This window comes from Vicinamibacterales bacterium, assembly GCA_035699745.1.
Classification (GTDB): domain Bacteria; phylum Acidobacteriota; class Vicinamibacteria; order Vicinamibacterales; family 2-12-FULL-66-21; genus JAICSD01.
Window position 1 is genome coordinate 15829 of the sequence record DASSPH010000064.1, and the last position, 23963, is coordinate 39791.

The 23963-nt window shown below is 68.6% G+C and carries 21 protein-coding genes; 4 read left to right on the forward strand and 17 right to left on the reverse strand.

Annotated features, from left to right (window positions below; translation table 11 throughout):
* Window positions 1–3: 3 nt before the first annotated feature.
* On the forward strand, window positions 4–495 hold the full coding sequence (locus VFK57_13975; protein HET7696817.1) for a hypothetical protein: 492 nt from the start codon (window positions 4–6) through the stop codon (window positions 493–495).
* Here the strand turns inward: VFK57_13975 and VFK57_13980 are convergent.
* The 7 genes from VFK57_13980 to VFK57_14010 are packed head-to-tail and all read right to left on the reverse strand — an operon-like array spanning window position 478 to window position 11424.
* Complete coding sequence (locus tag VFK57_13980) at window positions 478–1812, reverse strand: NAD(P)/FAD-dependent oxidoreductase (protein ID HET7696818.1); 1335 nt, start codon at window positions 1810–1812, stop codon at window positions 478–480. The genes VFK57_13975 and VFK57_13980 overlap by 18 nt on opposite strands.
* A gap of 16 nt (window positions 1813–1828) precedes the next feature.
* The gene (locus VFK57_13985) at window positions 1829–2866 is read right to left on the reverse strand and encodes an LD-carboxypeptidase (protein HET7696819.1); all 1038 of its coding nucleotides are present in this window, start codon (window positions 2864–2866) and stop codon (window positions 1829–1831) included.
* Between the two features lie 13 nt (window positions 2867–2879).
* Window positions 2880–4973 (reverse strand): peptidylprolyl isomerase, encoded by a 2094-nt coding sequence (locus VFK57_13990; protein HET7696820.1) that lies wholly within the window; start codon window positions 4971–4973, stop codon window positions 2880–2882.
* A gap of 36 nt (window positions 4974–5009) precedes the next feature.
* Window positions 5010–6932 carry a hypothetical protein gene (locus VFK57_13995; GenBank protein HET7696821.1) on the reverse strand — a complete coding sequence of 641 codons (1923 nt, stop codon included), beginning with the start codon at window positions 6930–6932 and terminating at the stop codon, window positions 5010–5012.
* Window positions 6929–8977 carry a hypothetical protein gene (locus VFK57_14000; GenBank protein HET7696822.1) on the reverse strand — a complete coding sequence of 683 codons (2049 nt, stop codon included), beginning with the start codon at window positions 8975–8977 and terminating at the stop codon, window positions 6929–6931. Before VFK57_14000 ends, VFK57_13995 begins: the two co-directional genes overlap by 4 nt.
* Window positions 8978–9001: 24 nt before the next feature.
* Window positions 9002–10450, reverse strand: coding sequence for an MBL fold metallo-hydrolase (locus VFK57_14005; GenBank protein HET7696823.1), 1449 nt, complete (start codon window positions 10448–10450; stop codon window positions 9002–9004).
* Window positions 10447–11424: a pyridoxal-phosphate dependent enzyme gene (locus VFK57_14010; GenBank protein ID HET7696824.1), complete on the reverse strand. Its 978-nt coding sequence runs from the start codon at window positions 11422–11424 to the stop codon at window positions 10447–10449. The genes VFK57_14005 and VFK57_14010 overlap by 4 nt, the downstream gene beginning before the upstream one ends.
* Before the next feature lie 79 nt (window positions 11425–11503).
* On the opposite strand from VFK57_14010, the gene VFK57_14015 reads away from it, so the two are divergent.
* Together VFK57_14015 and VFK57_14020 are read left to right on the forward strand one after the other, a co-directional pair.
* The gene (locus VFK57_14015; protein ID HET7696825.1) at window positions 11504–12346 is read left to right on the forward strand and encodes a hypothetical protein; all 843 of its coding nucleotides are present in this window, start codon (window positions 11504–11506) and stop codon (window positions 12344–12346) included.
* 16 nt (window positions 12347–12362) lie between these two features.
* The gene (locus tag VFK57_14020; GenBank protein ID HET7696826.1) at window positions 12363–13592 is read left to right on the forward strand and encodes a pyridoxal phosphate-dependent aminotransferase; all 1230 of its coding nucleotides are present in this window, start codon (window positions 12363–12365) and stop codon (window positions 13590–13592) included.
* On the opposite strand, the gene VFK57_14025 is transcribed toward VFK57_14020, so the two are convergent.
* The 10 genes from VFK57_14025 to VFK57_14070 all read right to left on the reverse strand — a co-directional run bounded on the left by VFK57_14025 (window position 13534) and on the right by VFK57_14070 (window position 22558).
* Window positions 13534–14331, reverse strand: coding sequence for a response regulator (locus tag VFK57_14025; protein HET7696827.1), 798 nt, complete (start codon window positions 14329–14331; stop codon window positions 13534–13536). The two genes, VFK57_14020 and VFK57_14025, sit on opposite strands and share 59 nt — an antisense overlap.
* A 146-nt stretch (window positions 14332–14477) precedes the next feature.
* A complete protein-coding gene (gene kaiC / locus VFK57_14030; protein ID HET7696828.1) occupies window positions 14478–15929 on the reverse strand; it encodes a circadian clock protein KaiC in 1452 nt (483 codons plus the stop codon).
* 9 nt (window positions 15930–15938) lie between these two features.
* Window positions 15939–16679 carry an SDR family oxidoreductase gene (locus tag VFK57_14035; protein ID HET7696829.1) on the reverse strand — a complete coding sequence of 247 codons (741 nt, stop codon included), beginning with the start codon at window positions 16677–16679 and terminating at the stop codon, window positions 15939–15941.
* Window positions 16680–16682: 3 nt separating this feature from the next.
* Window positions 16683–17285, reverse strand: a complete 603-nt coding sequence (locus tag VFK57_14040; protein HET7696830.1) for a hypothetical protein — start codon at window positions 17283–17285, stop codon at window positions 16683–16685.
* 9 nt (window positions 17286–17294) lie between these two features.
* Entirely contained in the window at window positions 17295–17954 is a 660-nt protein-coding gene (locus tag VFK57_14045; GenBank protein ID HET7696831.1) for a DUF1326 domain-containing protein, read from the reverse strand.
* Window positions 17955–18003: 49 nt separating this feature from the next.
* Window positions 18004–18231: a hypothetical protein gene (locus tag VFK57_14050; protein ID HET7696832.1), complete on the reverse strand. Its 228-nt coding sequence runs from the start codon at window positions 18229–18231 to the stop codon at window positions 18004–18006.
* Complete coding sequence (locus VFK57_14055; GenBank protein HET7696833.1) at window positions 18228–19217, reverse strand: FAD binding domain-containing protein; 990 nt, start codon at window positions 19215–19217, stop codon at window positions 18228–18230. The genes VFK57_14050 and VFK57_14055 overlap by 4 nt, the downstream gene beginning before the upstream one ends.
* Entirely contained in the window at window positions 19214–21472 is a 2259-nt protein-coding gene (locus VFK57_14060; GenBank protein HET7696834.1) for a xanthine dehydrogenase family protein molybdopterin-binding subunit, read from the reverse strand. The genes VFK57_14055 and VFK57_14060 overlap by 4 nt, the downstream gene beginning before the upstream one ends.
* Complete coding sequence (locus VFK57_14065) at window positions 21465–22079, reverse strand: (2Fe-2S)-binding protein (protein HET7696835.1); 615 nt, start codon at window positions 22077–22079, stop codon at window positions 21465–21467. The genes VFK57_14060 and VFK57_14065 overlap by 8 nt, the downstream gene beginning before the upstream one ends.
* Window positions 22080–22117: 38 nt before the next feature.
* Entirely contained in the window at window positions 22118–22558 is a 441-nt protein-coding gene (locus VFK57_14070) for a DoxX family protein (protein ID HET7696836.1), read from the reverse strand.
* Between the two features lie 83 nt (window positions 22559–22641).
* Between VFK57_14070 and VFK57_14075 the strand changes: the two genes are divergently transcribed.
* Entirely contained in the window at window positions 22642–23928 is a 1287-nt protein-coding gene (locus VFK57_14075; protein HET7696837.1) for an aminotransferase class V-fold PLP-dependent enzyme, read from the forward strand.
* Window positions 23929–23963: the final 35 nt, after the last annotated feature.

The window sequence follows — 23963 nt, forward strand, 5'->3', positions numbered from 1 at the left end:
GAGATGGATCGGGATCTCTCCAATTACAGGCCCTCGAAGCTCTTTCGCCGCATGCCGCTCGAACGCCGCGTCGACGCCGCCGGTCTCTTCTGGAACGACGAACACTCGGCCGACCAGCAACTGGAGGCGGTCGCGTCCATCGCCACGCACATGAAGTTCCGGCCGCGCAGCGTGCTGGCGCTCGCGCCGGACAAGCGCGCGCGCTATCTTGCACAGCTGCCGACCATCTCGGACGCGATCGCCGCCCGGGCGCTGGTCAGCTATCACCTGGAGCGGCAGCGCGCGATGATGGGAGCGTTCCTCGATCAGCTCGGCATCGCGCACGACAACGGCCTCATCAGCGAGGAGAACGTGCCGAAGCCGGATCCCGGCAAGGTGAAGACCGCCGTGGAGCACCTCTCGGCCCACTATCCTGCCGAGGACGTGTCGCTGTACCTCGCCACGCTCGTCTCGCAGGATCCCGAGACCTGGGACGCGCTAATCGACGAGAGCTGAAATCTCCGCCGCGGCCCGCAGGCCCGATTCGATCGCGCCGTTCATGTAGCCCTGCCCTTTGATGCTCGTGTGCTCGCCGGCAAAGACGATGCGCCCTGCCGGACGGGCGAGCCACGCGCGCCACATGGGGTCGAACCCGGGGTCGAAATAGGCATACCCGCCGCGCGACAGCGGGTCGTGATCCCAGGCCACGACCTGGGACGCGATCAGCCGAGACGGCCGTCCGAGCCAGTCGAGCTGCCGGATCACGCCGCGCTCCCCTTCGGCATGCAGCGTGTCCTGCAGCGCTTTCGACGCACCGCCGCCGGCGAGGAAGCTCAGGATGCCCTGCGGCCCGGGCTGGTGCTCGTTGCCGTCCCACACGGCGCCGGTGGGAAGATCGGTGCCGAACGCGAGCGGGCGCCGCGGCTTCCTCCAGAAGCGGCGATCGAACTGCAGCAGGAGCCGCGTCGCGCAGCCGTAACGGAGATGTTCGATGGCCTGGCGCTGCGGCTCGGGCAGCGGGGGATCGAAGAAGACGCCGCGCGCCGTCGAGGCCGGCAGCGCGCAGACGACGAAGTCGGCGGTCAGCTCGGTGTGCGGCTTTCCCAGCGCCTCGACCGTAACGGTGACGCGGTCGTCGTGACGGCGGATCCGCCGCACGACCGTGCTCAGCAGCACCGCTCCGCGCAGGCGCTTCACGATTGCCGTTGCGAGCCGGTCGTTGCCCCCCTTGATCCTGAAGATGTGCCCGCGCCCGGGCGGACCCGACCCGGCGAACTGCTCGACGAGCGGGAGCATCGAGAGGTCCTCGGGGTCGGCCAGGAAGAATCCGCGGAATCCGCGAACCCCGGCGCGCAGCGCCGCGGGTGCCTTGGCGCGCTCCAGCCAGTCGGCGACGGACTGCCGTCCGAGCTTCGCCGCGACCGGACTGTCCCACCGTTCTTCCGCCAGCTTGAAGTCGCGCACGGTGGTCCGCAGCAGCTCGCCGATCCTCGCCATCGCGCCCGGACCGGTCTGCACCCGCCGGCGGCCGCGTGCGTCCGGGCCGTAGAATCCGAAGCCGCTTCGCAGGATGCGGACCGGCTCGAGGCCAAGCTCCCGGGCGAGAGTGAGCACGTGCTCCTGCTCGTCCTCGATCAGGTCTGCGCCGGCCTCGGCGTGCTGCCGCGCCGCGAACTGGTTCCGCAGCGTCCACACGCGGCCGCCGACGCGGTCGCGCGCCTCGATGACGGTGACGGCGGCGCCGCGGGCTTCCAGCGCCCTCGCCGCCGAGAGTCCGGCGAGCCCCGCTCCGGCGACGATGACGCTCTTCCCTGCCAGCTCACGCGATGCCATCCGACAAGAGTAGCGCTCAGCCGACCGCCGGGTCGAGCAGTCTGATCGTTCCGGCCGAGGCGTCGATCTCGACGGGTGCGCCGACCGGCAGCGTCCATTGCGGCTGCGCGTGGCCGATCATCGCCCCCTGCCATGCCGGCACGCCGAGCGGCCTGATGTGATCGCGGATGATCTCCTCGAGCGTCAGCGACGCGTATCCTTCGCCGGGCCCGCATTCGGAACAGCCGCCGAAGACGAATCCTTTGATCTTCGCCAACACGCCCGCGAGCTTGAGCTGGGTGAACATCCGATCGACGCGATACAGATCCTCTCCCACATCCTCACAGAACAGAATCGCGTCGTCCCACTCGGGCAGGTAGGGGGAGCCGAGAATGGCGGTGAGCACCGTCAGGTTGCCGCCGAGCAGCCGGCCGCGCGCCCTGCCCGGGGTGTGGGTCAGCGTGCGGAACTCGACCTGGACGAGACTGTTGCGGTCGTTCGACAGCCCCTGCTTGTTCGAGTACGTGACGGCTTCCGCGCCCATCAGGACCCGGCGGTAGTAGTCGAGCGACCACGCGTCCCAGCGGCCGAGACCGATCGGTCCGTGAAAGGTGATGAGGCCGGCTTTCGCATGGATCGACAGCAGCAGCGCGGTGATGTCGCTGTAGCCGATCAGCACTTTGGGATTGCGCCGGATGGCGTCGAAGTCGAGATAGGGAAGCAGCCGCGCGCTCCCCCAGCCGCCGCGAATCGCGTGGATGCCGGCGATGGAACGATCGGCGAACGCCTTGTTGATGTCCTCCGCCCTCGCCTTGTCGGCGCCGGCGAGATAACCGTGGCGCTCCATCATGTGCTCGCCCTGCCGGACCTTGAAGCCGAGCGCCTCGAGCGACTCGCGGGCGATCTGCAGGTCGAGGCTGTTGAACGTCGCGCTCGCCGGGCTGACCAGCGCGATCGTGTCTCCGGCGGCCAGCCGTCTCGGCTTGATCGGCGCCGCGGCGGCGGCGCGGACGGAGCGGATCCCGGAAGCGGCCGCGGCCACGCCCAGCGACTGAACGAACTGTCGGCGGTTCATGCGGCGAATCTTATCAGCCGCTGCACTTGGTGAGATGGATCGATCTGATGCCGTCTCCTTCCTGGATCCGATCCACCACCGAGAGATCCTCGATCGACGCAAAGACCGTGTAGTCGTAGTCGAGGCGATTGTTGTCCACGAGGTTGATGAAGAACTGGGCGTCGCCGGTGTTGCGCCCGCGCGTCGACAGCCCGACGGCGCCGCGGACGTTTCTGCCCCCCACCTCGTCGCGCAGGTACTCCTTGTGGCCGGCATACTCGTTCGCGCCGGGGCTCCCGCCCTGAATCACGAAGTTGGGAACGACGCGATGGAACGTCAGGCCGTCGTAGTAGTGGTCCTTCGTCGCCAGTTTGAGGAACCGGTCGACGGCGATCGGCGCGCTGGCCGGCTGCATCTTCATCCGGAACGCGCGGCCGGTCGTCAGGTTCACGGTGACGCACTGGCGCAGGTCGAGGAATTCCTGCGGCCAGCCGCGCGTGGGGGCGGCGGGCGCAGCCGTGACCGCGCGGCCGGTCGCCTGGGTGATCACCTGTGTGGCGCGGCCGGCCACCTTTTCGTCGAAGTCCTTCAGCAGCGGCAGCATCTCGGCCGCGTCATCGCCGGTCGTGTGCACCGCGATGGCGTCGAGAAGCGCGAGGCGCGTGTCCCGCGCGCTCTCGCTGCCTTCCCTGGTGACCCGCATCAGCGAGGCGATCAGCGGGCGGGACAGCGGGGTGCTGCGCGGCAGCTCCTGGAGCAGGCGCGCCGCCGTCCGCAGCAGCTGCGCGTCCGTGCGCTGGAGCGCGGCGAGGAGCGGGCGCAGCGCCTCGTCGCGCTTCAACCGATACAGCGCCTCGACGGCCGCCTCACGCACGTTGTCGTTGGCGTCGTATGCGAGCTTCTCGAGGTGGACGAGATCGGCCGAGACGGCCGCCGCGCCAGCCGCGTACATCCGCACCCACCAGACGGGGTGGCTCGCGAACGCCTCCATCAAGGCTGCGGCCTTCTCGGGCGAGCGTTTCGCGAGCGCGACGAACGCGTGCGTCTCGCGATGCCAGGATCCGACCGTGGGAGGCACTCGCGCATCGGCCATCACCAGGCCGGTGATGTCTTCGTCGTCCTTGCAGTGATCGCCGAGCGCGTCGATCGCGGCGAGCGCCACGTGGAGATCCCGATCCTCCCTCCGATCGAGAATCGGGCCGCATCCGTTCGTTCTGGCGGCACGGCGGACGTACGCGCGCAGCGCTTCGTAGCGGACCTGCGCGGAAGGATCGCCCAGCCCTTCCTCGATCAACCGCAGCCGGGAGGCGTCGTCGAGTCCGGCGCCGCTGCCGGTAAGGACGGTCATGGCGAGCCGCCGTACCTGTGCGTCTTCGTGCTCGAGCGCGATGCGCTCGGTCTCCTCGCTGAGGCCGCGGCCGTTGATCAAGGCGGACAGCGCCAGGAACGCCGCCGCGCCGGTATCGTTCAACGACTGCCTGTTGACCGTCTTCTCGAGCTCGGCGACGGTATCCGGGTCGAGCGCCGACACTTTCGTATTGGTGCGCGCCAGGATCTCGAGTGCGCGAAGCCCCGATACGTAGAAGCTGCCGAGACGGAAGTCCGGCCGCGAGAACAGGGTGATGCGGAGGATGAGGCTCTCGGCCTTGCGCATCTGTCCGGGTGTCGCGTAGGCGATGCGCCCGAGGGGAACCATCACCTGCGCCGCCTCACCGATGGTTCGCTGGCTGAGCGGCTTGTCTCCCTGCACGAACAACCATTCGAGGGCGGTCTGCACGAGCCGCGGATCCGAGGCGGGATCGAATCCTTTCAACGACTGGGCGATGGCGTCGGCGCGTGCGGCCACCGAGATGTCCGGCAATGAAATGAGCGGCAGCACGAGGCGGGGATCTTCGAGGCGTCCCAGCGCGCGGACGGCGGCATCGGCGACCTCGCGGTTCGCGGACCGCGTCAGCGGCATCAGCACGTCCGCCGCGGCCCATCCCTTCTCCGCGTTGAGGACCTCGACGGGCGTCGCGCCGGCCGGCTGGGCCGCCTGGCGCCGCACTTCGAGCGGGATCTGACGCGGCGCGCGGGTCTGCTGGCCGGCACCCAGCAGCGCCGCCGGAATCAGGACTGCAGCCGGCACCCGGACCCAAACACCTGGCACCCGGCACCTCCGAGGTCAGCGTCGGCCTGAATACTCCAGCATCTGGGTCTTCAAATCCAGCGGATACGAGATCCGGACATCGGTAATCCCGCCGGCGGCGTCGCGAACGGCCTCGAGGCGCGGCTGGACGAACCCGGTGTAGGACGGCATCTTCAACCGGTCCACGCGCTCGACGATTTCGTCGCGCAGCGCCGGATCGAAGTGGACCCCGTAGGTCTCGAACAGCGCCTTTGCGGCCTCGTAGTCCCCTTCCGCCTTGATGCGCTGCACGTCCGCGAGCAGCCGTCCCACGCCCTCCTGGAACGCCTTCACGTCGACGACGACGTAGTAGGTCTTGCCGTCGCGGCGGCGCACCTCGATGGCGCGCGAGTTGGCGATCAGCCAGCCGACGATCATCTGCCGGTTGCGCATGTGGTCTTCCTCGATCTGCGAGCCTTCGCGGATCCGGCGCAACTGCACCAGCGCATTGCGCGCGTACGCCTCGTATTCCGCGCGGACGATCTCGGCCTGATCGGCCTGCTCGATCAGCCCCAGCTCCACGAGCTTCGCGTCGGGAACGAAGTAGAGCGCGACCAGATCGGCGCGCGATTCCTCGAGCGCCGAATACTGTTCCTTCAGCACCGTCTGCGGGCTGCCCTGGAGCCGCTCGGAAATGCGGCCGGATCCATGGCCGATGACCTCGTGCATGTCGGTGGTGATCTCGCTCGCCAGGCTGCTCCACTTCTCGGCGCGCTCCGCCTCCTCCACGCTCCAGGCGAACTCGCGCCGGAACTCGGGCAGCGTCGACTTGTCGTACGCCTGGTTCGCGTTCGAGAGCGAGACCGATTTGCTGCCGTGCTGCTCCCGGATGGTCTGGTCGTTCGGCAGGTTGATGCCGACCGGCGTCACCGGCCCCGAGTCGCCCGTTTCGATGACGACGTCGATGGCGTTGGCGGACACGCCGCGCACTCCCTGCTTGCGGTATTCCGGGGCCCACGGCATGCGATCCTCGAACCACTGCGCGGCGGCGGCGAGCTTGCGGATCCCTTCGGTCTTGTGCGGGTTGACGTAGTAGACCAGCGCCTCCCACGCGCCCTTGATGCCGCGCGCGTCCATGTAGACTTCGACGAAGCCGTTGATCGTGTCGACCGGCGAGTCGCGATCCTGCACCCAGGCGATGTCGTAGGCGATCCGATCCGCCGTCTCGCCGGTCTGATAGAAGCGAATCAGCGCGCGCAGGGCATGCGCCATCGGCTCGGTCGCAAACGGGATCGCCGCTTCGAGGTGCTTGACGATCTCGCGGATGTACCGGTCGTACATGCCGCCCGTCCGGTAGACCTCCTCGACGAGCCGGCCGCCGCGCTTCACCAGGCGCGAGTTCAAGGGATAGGCCTCGGTGAACTGCTCGAGGTCCGCCATGGTGACGCCGTCGTACAGGTTGTTGGCGCTGGCTTCGAGGATGTCCTTCCCGGGACCGGGCGTCTTGTTGGTGACGATCGGATCGACGTCCGGATCGAAGAAGTACGGCGTCAGGCGATCCAGATCGCCGGGGATGCGCGCGCCGTTGCGCTCCGCCTGCCGGGCGGCGGCGGCGAACGCCTCCGGCGTGCACTTGAGCACGAACTTGCGCGCGGTCAGATTGTTGTACGGCCCGGTGTTGATCCAGAACAGCTTGGTGTAGCGCTCGATCTCGGCCAGCGTCGCGGCGTCGACGCCGGAGGGGTGGGTGAGGATCTCCTCCAGCACGTCCCTCATCTCGAGGTTGTGGGCATAGCGCTGGTCGTAGTAGATGTCGCGCCCGGCCAGCGCCGCCTGATAGAGGTGGTAGATCAGCACCTTCTCGCGCAGCGGCAGGTCCGCGAAGCCGTCGGCGTAGAGCTGGACCACGGCGGCTTCGTCAACGCGTTCGAGCAGGTAGCGGCGGGTATCGACCGCGGAGGCTGGTGTCGGCGCGCTCATTTGGACGTCAGGCTCGCATCGTACATCGCGCCGTACTCCAGATACTGGCGGACCGCGTCACGCGGATAGCTGATCGTGACGGCCGGCACGTCCTTCGTCGGCCCGGGCCCCAGCGTCAGCCTGGTGTTGACGGCCGCCCAGTAGGACGGCAGGTTCAGCGTCTTGTAGCGGGCGACGACCTGGTCCCGGAGCGCCGGATCGAAGCGGACCCCGTACTTGTCGACCAGCGCCTTGATCGCGTCGTAGTCCCCTTCCGCCTTGATCCGCATCAGCTCCGCCAAGAGCGTGCCGACGCCTTCGCGCATCTTCGCGTAGTCCTTCACGCGCACGTAGGTCTTGCCGCCCTTCTCGAAGTACTCGATGGCGCCGGTCGTATCGCGGATGTAGTGCGCGATCAGCTGGCGGTCGCGCTGGTGGTCCTCCTCGATGGTCTCGCCGCGCGGAATGCGGCGGAGCTGCGTCAGCGCCGCCCGCGCCGCGTTGTCGTACATCGCCTTCGCGACCTCGTCCTGGCTGGTGACGAGCTTCAGCTCCTTCAGTTTGGGGTCGCCGATGTTCCAGAGTCCCATGAGGTCGGCGCGTGCCTCCTCCAGCGTCGAGTAGTACTCCTTCAGGGCGCGTGCCGGATTGCCCTGCACCTTCTCGGTGAGCTTGCCCGACCCGTGGCCGATCACTTCGTGCATCGCGGTCAGCAGGTCCTCGGCTTCCTGGCTGTACTTCTTCGAGCGCGCCGCTTCCTCCGGAGACGCGGCGAACTCGTCGATCGACGATCCCGCGGCGCCGAGCGCATGGCTGCTGCCGAGCAGCAGGAAGTTCTTGGTGCCGTACTTCGCGTGAATCTCCTGTTCGTTGGGGAGGTTGACGCCGATCGTGTTGACGTGGAAGTCGCCGGTTTCGATCAGGACCTCGACGGCCTTGACCACCGGGGGCGTGAAGTCGCGCTTCTTGTAGGCGTCGGCCCACGGCGCCTTGTCTTCGAAGTAGGCGGCATTCTTCGCCAGACTGCCCATCACGCTGGTGACCGGACGATCCGTCACCGTCACGAAGCTCTGCGAGCTGCCCTTGGCGCCGCGCGCGTCGCGATACACCTCGATGAAGCCGTTGGCGAAGTCCACGGTGGCGTCGCTCCGCATCCAGTCGGCGCCGAACTGCAGCCAATCGGCGGGCTCGCCGGTCTGGTAGAAGCGGATCAGGCTGCCGATCGCCTTCGCCTGCGCCGGATCGGCCAGCGCACGCGCCTTCTCGAGGAACCCGATCGCGTGGCGCAGGTAGGTGGCGTAGAGTCCCGGCGGGATCTTTCCATCCGCCGTGCCGGCGCGGTAAACCTGCTCGCGCACGCTGCCCGCGTCCTTGACCAGGCGCGAGTTCAACGGATACCGCTCCTGGAACGCCTTCAGGTCCGCGAGCGTCACGCCCTGGTAGAACGTGTTCGAGCTCGCCTGCAGGATGTCGAGGCCGGGGGGCGGCGTCTTGGCGGTAATCTGCGGCTCGAACGCCGCGTCGAAGAAGGCGGCGCGCAGATCATCCAGTTCCCTGGCCACCGCGTCTGCCGTCGCGAGCGCCGGGAGATCTCCGGACGGCGTCCGGTAGGCGCCCGCGGCGTGCGCCTTCTGCACCGCGGCGCGCAGCTCCTCGACCGTGAACGAGGGCAGGAACTTCTGCCCGGTGGTCTCGTTGTGATTGCCGCGGTTCGCCCAGAAGAGGAGCGCGTACTCGCGAAACTTCGGCAGAGACGCAGGGGCGATCCCGTCCCGATGCGCCATCACACCTTCGAGGATCCGCTTCTGCCGAAGCCCGAAGCGCGAGAGCTGGTCGTAGACGATCGGGTCGATCGCGATCGCGGCCTGCGTCAGCCAGTAGGCGAGCGCTTTCTGTCGATCGGTGAGCGCGGCGAAGCTGGGCGACTCGAGCTGGATGAAGCCCGTATCCCCGACTCGCTCCACGAGGGGTGATTTCGACGCGTCCGGGCGCGCGGGCGTCTGCGCGGCGCCGAACGCGCCGGGCAGCGCGAGGCAGGTCAGCAGCAAGAGCAAACGGCGGTACATGGATCGATCTTAACCGGCCCGCGCCTACAACTCCTGCCGCTCCCCGTGCTCCGGCGCGTGCGCCTGCCAGCCGAGCTCCCGCTGGATGCGCGCGGCGAGCGCGTCCTGCGCCGCCGGCTCGCCGTGAACGATGAAGGTGTGCGCCGGCGCCGCCTTGAAACCGCCGAGCCAGCGCATGATCTCGCCGGCATCGGCATGCGCCGACATCGAATCGATGCGCTCGATGCGTGCCGCCACCGGCACCCACTGGCCGTGGATCTTGATGCTCTTCTCGCCGTCGACGAGCCGGCGCCCGCGCGTGCCGGCCCCCTGATACCCGGCGAAGAGCACCGTGTTCTGCCGGTTCGGCAGCGCCGCCTTCAGGTGGTGCAGCACCCGCCCGCCTTCCGCCATTCCGCTGGCGGAAATCACGATCGCGGGGGCCTGCGAAGCGGTCAGCTGCTTCGATTCTTCGACGTTGGCGATCACGTGGAAGCGTTCGGTGCAGAAGGCGCACATCTCGCGCTCCTGCCGCGCGATCTTGCGCCGGACGCTCTCGGAGTGAGGCGCCGCCGCATCGAGCGGCGCCTTGTCGTCGCGCTCCTCCGGATGCATCTCGGGATCGAGTTCGTGCACCCGCTCGCTGTAGCGCTGAAGCGCCGCGGCCGCCATCGGGCTGTCGACGAAAACCGGCAGCACCGGAATCCGCTTCTCCTCCTCGAGCCGCTTGACCCAGTAGAGCAGCTCCTCGACGCGCCCGATGGCGAACGCCGGAATGATCAGCTTTCCGCCGCGCGCCGCGGTGTCCTTGACGATCTGTTCGAGGCGGACGCCGTCGTCGTCCTGCGCGTGCTCGCGATCGCCATAGGTGGATTCCACCAGCAGGAAGTCCGCCGCCTCCACCATCGTCGGATCCGGCAGCACCGGGCGTCCGAACCGCCCCAGGTCGCCGCCGAACACGATCGTCCGGCCGTCGATCTTCATCCGGAGGAACGCCGAACCGAGCAGGTGTCCGGCGTTGATGAACTCCACTTCGATTCCGCTGGCGACCGGCACCGGGCGTTCGTAGCCGATGGGCTGCAGCTGCGACACGGCGCGGAGCGCATCGACTTCGCGATAGAGCGGCAGCGCCGGCGCGTGCTTCGAAAAGCCGCGCCGGTTCGCATACTCGGCGTCCTCTTCGTGGATGCGGCCCGAGTCGGGGAGCACGATGCGGCAGAGATCCTGGGTGCCTTGCGTGCAGAAGACCCGCCCCTTGAACCCCTGCGAGACGAGACGCGGCAGGTAGCCGCAGTGATCCAGATGCGCGTGCGTCAGGACGATCGCCTGGATGCTCGACGCCGGTATGGGAAAGTCGGCCCAGTTGCGGAGCCGCAGCTCCTTGAGCCCCTGGAACAGGCCGGCATCGACGAGAATGCGGGCGCCGCCGGCTTCCACGAGGTACTTCGAGCCGGTCACCGTCCGCGCCGCGCCGAGAAACGTCAGCGAAATCATGCGAACAACCCCACCTGTCCTCCCGTGTGCCAGAAGAGCGTGATGCCGCGCGCCAGCTCGCCGCGCCGCGCGCGCGCGATCAACCCGGCCATCGCCTTTGCCGTGTACGTGGGATCGAGGAACAGCGCTTCCGAACGCGCGCAGGCTTCGATCGCCGCCGTGGATTCCGCAGTCGGCACGCCGTACCCTGCGCCGACGAACCCGTCGTCTATCTCGAGACGCGCGTTCGCGAGCCGCCCGGCGCTGACACCGATCAGGCGCTCGAGATCCGCGAGGATCCGCCGGATCTCGGCGGCAATCGCCGCCGCCGGATCGTCGGCGCTGATGCCGATCACCCTCGTCGCGAGCCCGTGCAGCGCGCAGCCGGCGACGATTCCGGCCTGCGTGCCGCCCGACGACGTCGCGAGGACGATGGTGTCGGGCGCCGGCATCTGGGTGAGAAGCTCGGCAATCGCCAGCGCATACGCGGCAGCGCCATGCGCCGTGGACGCGCCGAGCGGGATGACGAACGGGTGGCGCCCCCCGGCCCGCAGCTCCCCGGCCGCCTGCTCCATGGCCGGGACGCGCGCCTCGCGCGACGCGACGTAGCGGATCTCGGCGCCGAGCAGGCGATCGAGCAGCGCGTTGCCGGTGGGACGGTCCTGCGGCGTGCCGTTCGCCACCAGAACGCATCGCAGCCCGAGCCGGGCGGCGATCGCGGCCGTGGCGCGCGCGTGATTCGACTGCACGCCGCCGGTCGTGATCAGCGTGTCGCAGCCGGCGGCGAGCGCCTGCGCCGCGACAATCTGGAGCTTGCGGATCTTGTTCCCGCCGAACCCGATCGGGATCGCGTCGTCACGCTTGACGACCAGCGAGGCGTCGACGCCCAGCGTCCGGGCCAGCCGGGCGAGATCCTCGATGGCGGGAGGGGACCACGGCAACGGAAGACGCGGGATCGCGTGCAGCCGCTCCAGCGCGGCTCGGTCAGCGGGCACAGAAACGCTAGTATATGAGTTTGCCTGCTGCAGCCGCTTCGCGGCGGAGGCGGGACGCCAAGGTGGCGAGGTATCACGGGTGAGCTTGCTGGTCGATCAACTCAATACCGCCGGGCAGGTGATTGCCGTCGAGCTGCGCCCGCCGCGCGCGGAACTGGAGACCGCGGCGAGCATGGACGCGTGGATCGACACCTACCACGCGGTGCGCGGTCTGACGCGCAAGGGCACGTTCGTCTTCCTGACCGACAGCGCCGTCGGTCTGAAGGAAGAGGACAACCTGCGGCACCTGGTGATCAATCTCGGCACCGACGTGCCGCGCTCGCGCGTCGTCCCGTTCCTGACGTGCAAGCACACCGCGGACTTCTGCTTGTCGTACGCGGATCGCGCGCAGCAACACGGGTTCGAGACGCTGGTGGTGCTGGGGGGCGACAAGCACGTGGGTCCGCCGCGCTGCGTGGAGCACGCCTGGCAGCTGCGTGAGATGATCCGCGCCCAGGACGGGCAGCTCGGGCTCGGCGGGTGGGCCAACCCTCACTCGAATGCGGCCGCACAGGTGCAGCACCTGCTCGAGGACCGCGTGACCGCGGAGTTCTACCTCACGCAGATCGTCTCGCATCACAGCCGGCCGGCGGTCGAAGCGTTCCTCGCCGAAGCGGAACGGCGCAAGCTGGCGCTGCCGGGAATGTTCGGCATCTTCTATTACCGGTCCGCCAACGTCCGCACGCTCGAAACCCTGCGGCAGTTCCTGCCCGTGCCGGTCGAGGAACTGCGGCGTGAGTTCGCCGCCGGAGCGACGCCCGACGCGATCTGCGCCCGCTCGATACGCGAGCTGACCGCCGCCGGTGTCCGGCATTTCTACGTCAGCAACCTGCCGGTTTCACGAGCCGCGGCGACATTGGAGCGTGTGCTGGCGCTCGTCTAGTTGGTAGGATCAGCCCATGGGTGAGTTTCTCGACACCGTCCCGTTCTCCGGCATCATCCGCATCCGCGACATGATGTACAGCGTCGAGGATCCGTTCCGTCTCGACCAGGGGGACGTGAGCTTCGACGCGCCCGACACCGTCAAGCACGCGATGCGGCGGGCGATCGACGAGAACCGCAGTCATTACCTGCAGACCACGGGACTGCCGCGCCTGCTCGAACTGCTGGCCGGGAAGCTGCGGACTCGCAACGGCATTCCGGTCGGCTCGCCCGACGAGATCATGGTGACGACCGGCGGCATCCACGCCCTGTTCATCGCCTGCCAGGCGCTGCTCGAGCCCGGCGATGAGGTCATCGTTCCCGATCCCGAGTGGCCGCCGTGCGCCGGCAACATCAAACTCGCGCGCGGCGTGCCGGTGCCGTGCCCGCTGCGCGAGCCGCTCGGGTGGCGCTACGATCTCGACGAGCTCGCCGCCAAGATCACGCCGAAGACGCGCGCCATCTACCTCAATTCGCCGCACAACCCCACCGGAGGCGTGCTGGGCCGGGCCGATATCGAAGCGATCGCGGCGCTGGCCGGGCGGCATGGGCTGTGGATCCTCTCCGACGAAGCCTACGAGGATGTGATCTTCGACGCCGCGGAGCACGTGAGTCCGGCGTCGCTGCCGGGCATGTACGAGCGGACGATTTCGCTCTACACCTTCAGCAAGACCTACGCGATGACGGGGCTGCGGCTCGGATACGTCGCCGCCAGGGACGCGCAGCTGCGCGACCGGATGAAGAAGGCGCTGTTCTACACCGCCAGCAACATCGCCTCGGTGGTGCAGTTCGGCGGCATCGGCGCGCTCGAGGGATCGCAGGAGGCCGTGGCGCAGTTCCGCACGGAGCTGCAGGCGCGCCGCGACCTGTTCTACGACGGGATTCGCGCCAGCGCCGGCGGCGTGCTCACCGGCGAACCGCCGCGCGGCGCCTTCTACGCGTTCCTGCGCATCGACCCGTCGTGGGCGCCGCCGGGTGGCGCCAGGGAATCGATTTCCTGGTCGATGACCGAGTACCTCATCTCGCGCGGCCGGATCGGGTGCGTTCCGGGCGTGGACTTCGGCGCCACCGGCGAAGGCTACGTGCGCTTCTGCTTCGCCCGCGACCGGCGCGAGCTGACCGGCGCGCTGGAATCGATGCGCGCGCTCTTCAGTTCGGCTCCGATTCACAGTCGGCCAGCAGCTCCAGCAGCAGCTCCGGGCTCGTGATGTGCCCGAGGATGAACGTCCGCGGCCCGGGACTCCGGCGGACGAGCGTCGGCGTGAAGGCCACGGAGTCTTCCACGCCCGCGTTCGGGTTCTCCGACAGGTTGCACACGGTCAATTTCACCCGCGACGAACTGTAACGCTCCAGCACCTTGCGGATCGTCTTGACCGCGGCAGACGATCGCGGAGAGCGTGAGCTGATGTAGAGGATCAGATCGACCGGCTCCGGGCAGTCGGGGGGATCGCCGCCGCCGGTATCGCCGATCATGCCGGGACGAGTCGCGGGCGGCATCGAGGCGCGGCGCCGGCGGGTCCCGTTCCCCCCTTCCATCCGCTGCCGCACCCGCTCGATCAACTCGTCGAGATCGAACGGCTTGTAAATGACCTCGTAAGCGGCGTCGGTTTCGACGTGCGGGTGCGCGGTGACAATCAGGACCGGCGTCCCCTGTATCAGCCCTTCGGACTCGGCTTCCTGCAACAGCCACAAGCCCGATTGCCGCGGCAGCGCATAGTCGGTCAGGATCAAGTCGAATTCCTGCTCGCGCAGCGCATTGAGGCCGCACTCCGCGGTGTCGCAGGCAATGACGGCGAAGCCGGACATGTCCAGCAGCGTGGCGATCATCTCGCGGATGTCGCGGTCGTCTTCGACCAGGAGAACGGTCGGCAGGGCGAGCCGATCCTCGTGCCCCGAGAAGTCCCACGTGTTCGCGCCGCTGCCACCCGGTCGGGATGTTCCTTCCATACGCGCTACCCTGACTCCCCTGAGAGCAAATCGGTTGCCGGATCCGCTCGATCCCGTAACCGATTGAAATCGTTCGATTTGAAACAGGAGTGGGTAACCGGCTTCCCTTCGCCGTCTACTGCCGATACAGATGACCTTTCGCCGTGTCAGTCCGTCGTACGGCGATGGTGCTCGTTGACGCGCGCCGCTTCCGCGGGGGTCATCTTGGTCACCCGGAGGCCGCCGGGTTCGATATCGAGCCGGTAGGGATTGCTCTCGTGATCCGACCCGCGCATCTTGATCAGCCGCATGGTGCGGTTCATCTCGTAGCTGTCGAGGGTGTAATCGAGCACCAGGATGACATCGGCGATCGTCGACAGATACGGCGCGGTGTGCTCCACGCTGTTTCCCTGCGTCGTCTGGGTGATGAACGCGCTGCGCCCATGCTCGCGCAGGATGGCGGCGACGCCGATCATGAACTGCCGGAACCCCTTCTCCGACGAGGCGTGCTCGATCGACGAGATGCTGTCGAGGACGATGAGCGACGGCTTCAGCTCCTCGAGCCCGAGGCGCAGATCGACCAGCAGATCCTCCAGGCTCGTCGCCTCGGGGTAACGGCAGATCACCTTGAGATTGCCGGCCTCGATGAACTTCTCCATCGGCATGCCGATCTCGCGGTAGTTGCGCAGCAGAATCGGGCGGGTCTCTTCGAAGCCGTAGTACACGACGCGCTCGCCGCGGGCGGCGCCGGCCCGGGCGTACAAGCCGGCGAGCATCGTCTTGCCGCTGCCGGTCGGTCCGCGCACGATGATGATCGAGTTGCGCAGCCAGCCGCCGTGCGTCAGCGCGTCGAGCCCCTGGACGCCGCTCGAGTATCGTTCGACGTTGGCGTCGGCCGGATGCTCCTTGGCGTCGAGCGGAAACACGGCGAGGCCGCGGCTCGTGACGGTGCAGGGATACTCCCCTTTGTAGTGCGCGCTGCGGCGGTACTTGTTCACTTCGATCGATCGCCGCCGCCTGTCGCCGTCGACGATGTTGCGCAGCACGAGGGTGAGATCGCAGACGTAGTCCTCGACCCCCATCGTCGTCAGCGGACCGTAGTCCGCCGCGGACTCCGCCAGGATGATCGCGGTCAGTCCGAGCGTGCGAAACGTATAAACGAGATGGAAGAAGTGGCTGCGCAGCGCTTCGGGCGCCGGCCGCGGGCTGAACAGCGCCGTCGCTGAATCGAGGACGATCGCCTTGGCGCCCGTCTCCTTGACCATCGCCTCGACGCGGTGGACCAGCCCGAACAGGTCGTAATCGCCGGACACGATCGTCGGCCCGTCCATCGGACGGCCGATGTTCGCGAAATGCAGCTTCTTCTCCTTGACGAGCCGCGAAATCCCGAGCGACAGCGCGTCGCCGCTGTCCTGCAGGTCTTCGGGGGTCTCTTCGACGGCGAGCACGATCGTCGGCGTCCCCTGCCGCGCGAGGTTGCCCGCGATCTGAAGCCCCACCACGGTCTTGCCCGTGCCGCTCTTGCCGACGATCAGCGTCGATCGTCCTTCGGGGATCCCTCCGAGAGTCAGGATGTCGAGTCCGGGGACACCGGTTTCGAGCTTTCTCAGCGCGCTCATGAGCTCTGCCTATTTGACGTGGCGTCCGCCGTCGACGCGAATGGTTTCGCCGGTGACGAAGTCGGCTTCCAGAAGGAATATCACGGTACGGACGATCGCCTCGGGGCCGCCCCACCGTCCCAGCGGCGTCGCCTTCTCCACCGCCCGCACCTCCTCCTCGCTCGTGCCCGGCGGCGCGACGATCGGCCCGGGGGCGATGGCGTTGACGAGGATGTTGTCGGGCGCAAGTTCCAGCGCGAGCGCTTCGGTGAGCGCGATCGCTCCCGCCTTGGCGACGTAGTAGGGGAGGTATCCGGGATACCGCGGACGGCCGCTCGCCGCGACCCAATCGGCGAAATTGACGATGCGGCCGCCGCCGCGCCGGCGCATGTGCGGCACCGCCGCCCGCGCGCAGAGGAACGCGGCGCGCAGATCGACGTCCATCGCCGCGTGCCAGACCCGCTCGTCGGTTTCGTCGAACTTGACGGCGGTGTACACCGACGCCATGTTGATCAGCACGTCGAGGCGGCCGAACGCCTCGGCGGTCCCGTCCACGAGCGCGCGGCACGCGGCGGGATCCCCCAGGTCCGCGGCCGCGATGTGCGCCCGGCGGCCGGCCGCGACGATGTCGGCCGCGGCCGCTTCCGCCTCGGTTCGAGAGCGGTTGAACGACAGGGCGACGTCCATCCCCGCCGCCGCGAGCGCGCGGGCGACTGACGCACCGATTCGCTTTCCGCCCGTGATGAGGGCGGCCCCTCCAAGGATCTGCATCCGTCAGGCTTCGATTTTACCGATCAGGACGAGGCCGAACCGCAGGCTGGCGCCGGCGGCGGGGACTTCCAGCACGATCGCTTTGTGCCCCAGCTCCGTCGTCACGACGGACAGCGGCGGCGCCTGGGCGGCCGGCGGATCGACGCTCAGCACTGCGGGGTGCGAGCCGCCGATCGCCTCCTTGGAGATCTCGACCGTCCCATCGTGGCCGCGCGGGGCGGGATCGGTGTCGAGGGCGGCGGGAGACAGCAGGAGGAACTCACGGAAGGGCGAGACACCCAGGTGATCGCCGTTCGCCGGCTGGATTCCATAGCGCAGGGTGAAGGTGCCCGCCTTCACGACCCGGCCGCGGATGTCGCGGAAGTCCTTGTCGATCCGGACGGCGCCGAGGAGCGTGCCTTCCTTCAGCTCGCTCCAGGATGCCGCCGCGAGCTGCTTGACGAACCAGAAAGAGAGCGCGTTCGCCCCCACACTTGCACGGACGCCGCCCGCCGAGAGCTGCGCCGCTACCAGCGGCGCCAGTTGCGGCGGCAGCGCCTCGCTGTGTTTCGCGGCCGAGAGGTCAGCAGTGGATTGGAGAAGGAACAGCGCAACCGCGAGCAGCATGCGTCGCGATCATTTCAGCTCGAAGGCGCCGTAGAACGAGGCGCGCTTGTCGCCCATCGACCACTGCGTCCCGAGCGACGTCCCCGACCATGCCTCCGCGTTGGTGTGGCCCATCGCGGTCTGCGTCGTCTTCGCGAGCGGATCGTACCAGCGCATCGCGCCGCAGTTCGGCGAGTGATCCATCTTCGTCGCGACCTCGAGCGAGGCCTCGCCGGCGGTGACGGCGAACCGGTCGGCGTCGCGGGTGAACGAGATCGGTACGGCCTTGACGTCGACGATGTCGCGGACGACAGGGGAGAGCGACTTCGCCATCGCGACGAGCGCGGTGCGCTGCGCTTCGGTGGCGCGGGCGTCGACGCGGATCGCGGTGCGGATCCTCTGCGGTCTGGCGCCGCCGATTTCGTGCGTGCTCAGGTTCAGGTCGCTGGCCACCACCGCGACGACCGACAGCCCGTCGAGCGGGACGCCGTCGACCTGTCCGCTGCCGACGCGCCACGCCAGAATCGCTTCACGCCCGAGCGCCTCGCCCTCGCTGCCCTGGATACAGCCGCCGGCGAAGACCTCCGCGGTCCGCGCCTCGACGTAGTCGCCGGTAACGGCGGTGTTGCCCGCGGCGGCGAGCAGGGCGGGTGCTGCGGCGATGAACGCGGTAATCAGCGTCTTCTTCATAGAGCCTCTTCGTATCAATTGTAGCGTGGGGCGATTCGCCCGGAGATCGCTAATGCTCGCAGCAACCTCTGCCGGTCGCGCAGGCTTCGGCATTCACCGGCATCCCATCGGGCCCGAAGTTCTTCTGCGTGCAGGCGCACCAGAAGGCGGTGGCCGGGATCGGATCCTGGTACCGCGCCATCTCTTCCGGATGCGAGTCGGCTTCGGCGTACATCCCCTTGTGCCGGAGCTTGGCGCACTGCGCCGGACCGACGTGACGTGAGTGCAGGGTGTTCATGCCCAGTTCCCCTTCAGCCCGGCGGCAACCATGATCGCCCGCTTCACCGCGGTACGCGCGATCTGGATCTTGTAGGCATTCTGCGACATGGCTTTGGCGCTCTGCACCGCCGCATCCGCCGCTTCCATCGCCGTCTGCTCGGTAATCGCCTTGCCGGCGAGGACGCGCTCGGCCGCCTCGGCGCGCCACGGAATCGGCGCGACCGATCCCATGACGATGCGGGCGCCGCGGACGGTGCGGCCGTTGATGTCGAGCGCCGCGGTCGCCGTGGCGATCGGCCAGTCGTGCGACTGCTTGAAGCGGACCTCGTACGTCGCGCTCTTGACCGCCGCCGGCGCCGGCAGCAACAGGTGCGTCATCAGCTCGTTGGGCTGCAGCACCGTCTCGCCGAACAGGTTCCGATCGGGCATCAGGAAGTACTGGTCCGCCGGAACCTCACGCTCGCCGGCCGGCCCGGCCACGCGCATCCGGGCCGCGAGCGCCACCGCCGGCACCGCCAGACTCGACGGGTGCACGATGTGGCACGGACCGGGTCCGAAAATCGCGTGGTACTGGTTCTCGCCGTCCACCGCGAAGCAGCGCGAGCCGCCCTTCTTGAGGCACGCGAATTCCTCGTTGCGGAAGTACCAGCAGCGCGGACGCTGATTGATGTTCCCGCCCACCGTCCCGGCGTTGCGGATCTGCGGCGTGCCCACGTCGGCGGCCGCCTGCGACAGCGCCGGATACATCCGCGCGACGTCGGCGTGCGCGGCGAGATCCGCGATGGTCACCGCGGCGCCGATGCGCAGACCGCCGTCAGGCGTCCGCGCGATCGTGCGATCGAGGTTCTTGACGTTGACCAGGCGGTCCGGCTGGGCGATGTAGTCCTTCATCAGCGCCAGCAGATCCATCCCGCCGGCGAGCGGCAGGATCCTGCCGCGTTCCGTTCCGAGCGCGGCGATCGCTTCCTTCTCGTTCGCGGCGTTGACGTAAGCAAAGGGCTTCACAGCGTCCCTCCCGCGCGCTCCTGCTGCAGCGCGGCCAGCACGGTATCCGGCGTGACGGGCAGCTTGCGGATCCGGACGCCGGTCGCGTTCGACACGGCGTTGGCGATCGCGGCGGCGGTCGAGATCACGGGCGGCTCGCCGAGCCCGATGACGCCGCGCTCCGGCTGATCGACGAGCGTCACGTCGATCGCCGGGATGTCGGAAATCCCCGGCACCAGATACCACTCCATGTTCGGGTTGACCATCTGCGCGGTGTTGCGATCGAGGATGCGGTTCTCGAACAGCGCGAAACCCAGCCCCATGATGATGCCGCCGTACATCTGGCTCTCGGCGGTCAGCCGGTCGACGATCATCCCGCAGTCCTGCACGGAGACGATCTTCCGCACGCGCGTGATGCCGGTCTCGATGTCGACTTCGACGTCCGCGAACTGCACGCCGCTCGTGCCGACGCCGGACAGACCCTGCGTCCACTCCCCGGCGGCCTGGATCGGCGTCGTCCCGAGCAGCTTGCACGCGTCCCGCCAGGCGATGCCCTTCGCGGGCGTGCCCTTCACCTGGATGCGCCCCCCCTTCGCTTCGAGCGCGTCGGGGGTCGTCTCGAGCTGCGGCGCCACCCTCGCGAACAGCTCGCGCAGCGCGTTCTCGGCGGAGACGCGAACCGTCGGCGACACCGATCCGACGGTGATGCTGCCGCCGCTGCCCGGGGCGAAGGGATAACTGGTGTCGCCGATCGCGGCGGTCACCGCGTTGAGCGGCAGCCCCATGGTCTCGGCCGTGATCATCGCCACCAGCGTGCGGGTGCCGGTGCCGATGTCCTGCGTGGCGATCTTGTTGATGACGCTGCCGTCCGGGTGGATCTCGCACATGGCGCGGGTCTGGCGGTTGCCGCCGCCGGCCCACACGTTGGCGGCGCAGCCCAGACCGCGCTTGATCGGTCCCGCGGCCGCATCACCGGTTGGATGGCGGCGGCTCCAGCCGATCTTCTCGGCGCCCATGGCGAAGTACTTCCGCCACTGCGCGTTCGGCGCTTCAGGCGCGAGGTTGCGCAGCCGCAGCTCGAGGGGATCGAGCCGCAGCCGATCGGCGAGCTCGTCGATCACCGTCTCGGTGATGAAGCACGCCTGCGGATGGCCGGGGGCGCGGAAGGCCCGCTGCGGTCCCGCGTTGGTGTACACGTCCACGTGCGTCTGCCGGCGATTGGCGAACCCCCACGTGCCGCCGGCCGGCGGCGCGTAGACGGGATAAGGCACCGAGAAACCGGCGCCCGCGCCGGCCCCGCCGGTGCCCCACGTCTCCGAGTCCCACCCGACGAACTTGCCTTCGGCGTCGACCCCCGCTTTCACGCGCGCGAATGCCGACGGCCGGTTCCCGGTGATCAGATGCTCGTGCTTGCGGTCGAGCATGATCTTCACCGGCGCGCCCGCCTCCTTCGCCAGCCGCGCGGCGATCACCACCTGGACATCGGCCCCGAGCTTGCTGCCGAAACCGCCGCCCATGTACTCGGTGACGACGCGCACGTTCGGGCGGGGCACCTTCAGCGCGTCCGCGATGCCGTCCCGCGACGCGTTGATCCCCTGCGTCGAGATGAAGAGCGTCAGCTTGTCGCCGTCCCACTCGGCGATCCCGCCGTGCGTCTCGAGCGACGTGTGCGTCTGCACCTGCGTCTGATACAGCCCTTCGACGACGTGCGCGGCGGTCTTCAGCGCCGCCTCGACATCCCCCTCCTGGCGGACGTTGGGCTTGCTGACGTTGCCGTTGGGAAATGCCGGCGGGGTGTTCGGGTTGCGTGCCTGCTCGATGGTGGCGAGCGGCTGGAGCACGTCGTACTCCACTTTGATCAGGCGCACCGCGTCGCGCGCAATCTCTTCGGTCGTGGCCGCGACCGCCGCGACCTCCTCCCCCTGATAGTTGATGCCGGATCGCGCCGCGTCGACCGGATCCTTGATCGCGATGACGGCGCGGACGCCGGACAACGCCTTTGCCGCGGACAGATCGATCGCCTTGACGCGCGCGCGCGGGTGAGGGGAGCCGAGGATCTCGCCGTACAGCATCCCCGGACGAATCAGGTCGTAGGTGTACCTGGCGCGGCCGCTCGCCTTGTCCGGTCCGTCGAGCCGTTTGATGGACTTGCCGAGAAGGACGCGGTCGGCGACCGGCGGCCAGTTCCGCGGCGGCGCCGCCGGAGCCTGCGCGGCGGCGGGCGGCTGCTGCTGGCCGCCCTGCGAGGTGTCAGCGGAGGTGGGATGCTCAGCCACGGGTGCCTCCCGTTCCCGGATTCAGCGTCGCTTCGAGCACCCGCACGTACGTGCCGCAGCGGCAGATGTTGCCGTCGAGCGCGCGCCTGGCCTGCTCGACCGTCGGCTTCGGCGTGCGCTCGAGCAGCGCCACCGCGGACGTGACGAAGCCGGGCGTGCAGAAGCCGCACATCAGGCCGTCCTTGTCGCAGAACGCCTGCTGCACCGGATGCAGCACCGTGCCCTGGGTGAAGCTCTCGACGGTGCGGATCCGCCTGCCTTGCGCCTCGATCGCGAGCGTGGAGCAGGCGTAGATCGTCTTGCCGTCCGCGATCATGGTGCAGGCGCCGCAGGCGCCGCGGTCGCAGACGCGTTTCGCGCCGGTGAGCGGCGGGGTGACGCGCGTGCGCAGCGCGTCGAGCAGCGTCACCCGCGGCTCGACCTGAAGCCGCACCATCTGGCCGTTGACGTTGAGGGAAATCGGAACCGCGCCCGGCCCGTGGACGTTCGCGGCCTGCGCATCGACGTTGGATGTCTGGCTGAGCACGCCGGCCGCCACGCCGCCCGCGCCGACCGTCTTCAGAAAGCTGCGCCGGCTGAACCCCGGCTCGTCTTTTCGTCTCGGCATGGGGTACCTCTGAGCAGGCGAATCTTACTGCAGTTGTCCTACATCTTGCGGGCGCGGGCGCGGCCGCGGGCCGCCGCTTCGAACGACTGGCTGCGCCTGTGATCGACCGACCACGCGCCCGGCCCGATCAGCGCCAGGCAGACGAGCGCCGCCAGCAGCACCATCGCGAATTCGAATCCGCCGCCGCGCGCCGCGCGATCGGCGAGGAAGAACCCGTTGGCGGCGTGCACCTTCCAGATCGCCACCGCCATGTCGAGCGCCAGCGCCAGCGCCGCCCAGCGCGTCAGCCCGCCGAGCACCAGCAGGATGCCGCCGCCGAACTCGGCGACGGCAAGCAGGACCGCCAGTGGATGCGGATACGGCAGGCCCAGGGCGGTCAACATGGCAGCGGTGCCCTGCAGCCCCGGACCGCCCCAGATCCCGAACAGCTTTCGCGCGCCATGCGCGATGAACACCGCTCCGACGCAAACCCGGAGCACGGCAGGTCCGTACGACGACATCTCGTGAAGCGTATTGTGCCTCAAAAGAACCGGGAGTAGGCTGGGCGCGTCAGGAGTTGCACATGCTCAGCCGCCGCCGTTTCCTCCGCGCGGGTACGTCCGGCGCGGTCGCCATGACCGCGTTCACCAACGAGAGCCTGTCGCGGGTCGCCGCCGCGGCGGCACGAGCGGCCGACACATCTGCCGCCGAGCTGGCGAAGGACGAGGCCTACTGGCGGGAGATCCAGCAGGCCTTCACCCTCGACCGGACGATCGTCAACTTGAACAACGGCGGCTGCTGCCCCAGCCCGCGCGTCGTCCACGAGACGCTGAAACGGTATCTCGACCTCTCCAACCAGGCGCCCGTGTATCACATGGGGCAGATCCTGGAGCCGAACATCGAGAGCGTCCGGCGGCGGCTCGCCGCCGCGTTCGGCTGCGATCCCGAAGAGATGGCGATCACGCGGAACGCGAGCGAGGCGCTGCAGATCGCGCAGCTCGGGATCGATCTCGCGGCCGGCGACGAAGTCGTCACGACGAATCAGGACTACGGGCGGATGCTCGACACGTGGGACCAGCGCGTGCGCCGGGACGGCATCACGGTGAAGAAGATCTCCTTCCCGGTGCCGCCGCCGTCGATGGACGACCTCGCCGATCGCTTGATCTCGGCGATCGGTCCGAAAACGCGCGTCCTCCACTTCTGCCACATCACCAACCTGACGGGCCAGATCTTCCCGGTGAAGAAGATCTGCGACGCGGCGAGGGCGAAAGGGGTGAAGACGATCGTGGACGGCGCGCACGCATTCGCGCACTTTCCCTTCACGCTGGCGGACCTGGGCTGCGACTACTACGGCACCAGCCTGCACAAGTGGCTCCTGGCGCCGATCGGCACCGGCTTCCTCTATGTCAGACGCGAGAACATCGAGGGGCTGTGGAGCCTCACGCCGGCGCCGGCATCCCGCACGAAGGACATCCGCAAGTTCGAAGAGATCGGCACGCACCCGGCGGCGAACCACAACGCCATCGCCGAGGCGCTGACCTTCCACGAAGGCATCGGCAGCGAGCGCAAGGCCGCGCGGCTGCGCTACCTGCGCAACCGCTGGGCGGAACGGTTGAAGCCGACCGGGCGCTTCCGCCTCCACACCAGCCTGGATCCGGCGCAGTCGTGCGCGATCGGAACGGTCCAGGTGCTTGGCCTGGACACGGGCAAGGCGGTCCAGCAGCTCTGGGAGAAGTGGCGGATCATCGCGACGCCGATCAACCACGCCGAGTACACCGGGATCCGCGTCACGCCGAACGTCTACACCACGCTCGAGGAGATCGATACCTTCGCGGCCGCGATGGAGCGCGTCAGCGCGGGCGCTGCCTGACTCGAACGGAGACGCGCCGGCGGCCCGCTGCCGTC

Bases quoted from the DNA above. Each gene is read 5' to 3' on its own strand.
- VFK57_14045 (HET7696831.1), bottom strand. From the start codon at position 17,954: ATGAAGAAGACGCTGATTACCGCGTTCATCGCCGCAGCACCCGCCCTG.
- VFK57_14005 (HET7696823.1), bottom strand. From the start codon at position 10,450: ATGATTTCGCTGACGTTTCTCGGCGCGGCGCGGACGGTGACCGGCTCG.
- VFK57_13995 (HET7696821.1), bottom strand. From the start codon at position 6,932: ATGAGCGCGCCGACACCAGCCTCCGCGGTCGATACCCGCCGCTACCTG.
- VFK57_14075 (HET7696837.1), top strand. From the start codon at position 22,642: ATGCTCAGCCGCCGCCGTTTCCTCCGCGCGGGTACGTCCGGCGCGGTC.
- VFK57_14065 (HET7696835.1), bottom strand. From the start codon at position 22,079: ATGCCGAGACGAAAAGACGAGCCGGGGTTCAGCCGGCGCAGCTTTCTG.
- VFK57_13985 (HET7696819.1), bottom strand. From the start codon at position 2,866: ATGAACCGCCGACAGTTCGTTCAGTCGCTGGGCGTGGCCGCGGCCGCT.
- VFK57_13975 (HET7696817.1), top strand. From the start codon at position 4: ATGGATCGGGATCTCTCCAATTACAGGCCCTCGAAGCTCTTTCGCCGC.
- VFK57_14035 (HET7696829.1), bottom strand. From the start codon at position 16,679: ATGCAGATCCTTGGAGGGGCCGCCCTCATCACGGGCGGAAAGCGAATC.
- kaiC (HET7696828.1), bottom strand. From the start codon at position 15,929: ATGAGCGCGCTGAGAAAGCTCGAAACCGGTGTCCCCGGACTCGACATC.
- VFK57_13980 (HET7696818.1), bottom strand. From the start codon at position 1,812: ATGGCATCGCGTGAGCTGGCAGGGAAGAGCGTCATCGTCGCCGGAGCG.
- VFK57_14040 (HET7696830.1), bottom strand. From the start codon at position 17,285: ATGCTGCTCGCGGTTGCGCTGTTCCTTCTCCAATCCACTGCTGACCTC.
- VFK57_14050 (HET7696832.1), bottom strand. From the start codon at position 18,231: ATGAACACCCTGCACTCACGTCACGTCGGTCCGGCGCAGTGCGCCAAG.
- VFK57_14000 (HET7696822.1), bottom strand. From the start codon at position 8,977: ATGTACCGCCGTTTGCTCTTGCTGCTGACCTGCCTCGCGCTGCCCGGC.
- VFK57_14020 (HET7696826.1), top strand. From the start codon at position 12,363: ATGGGTGAGTTTCTCGACACCGTCCCGTTCTCCGGCATCATCCGCATC.
- VFK57_14025 (HET7696827.1), bottom strand. From the start codon at position 14,331: ATGGAAGGAACATCCCGACCGGGTGGCAGCGGCGCGAACACGTGGGAC.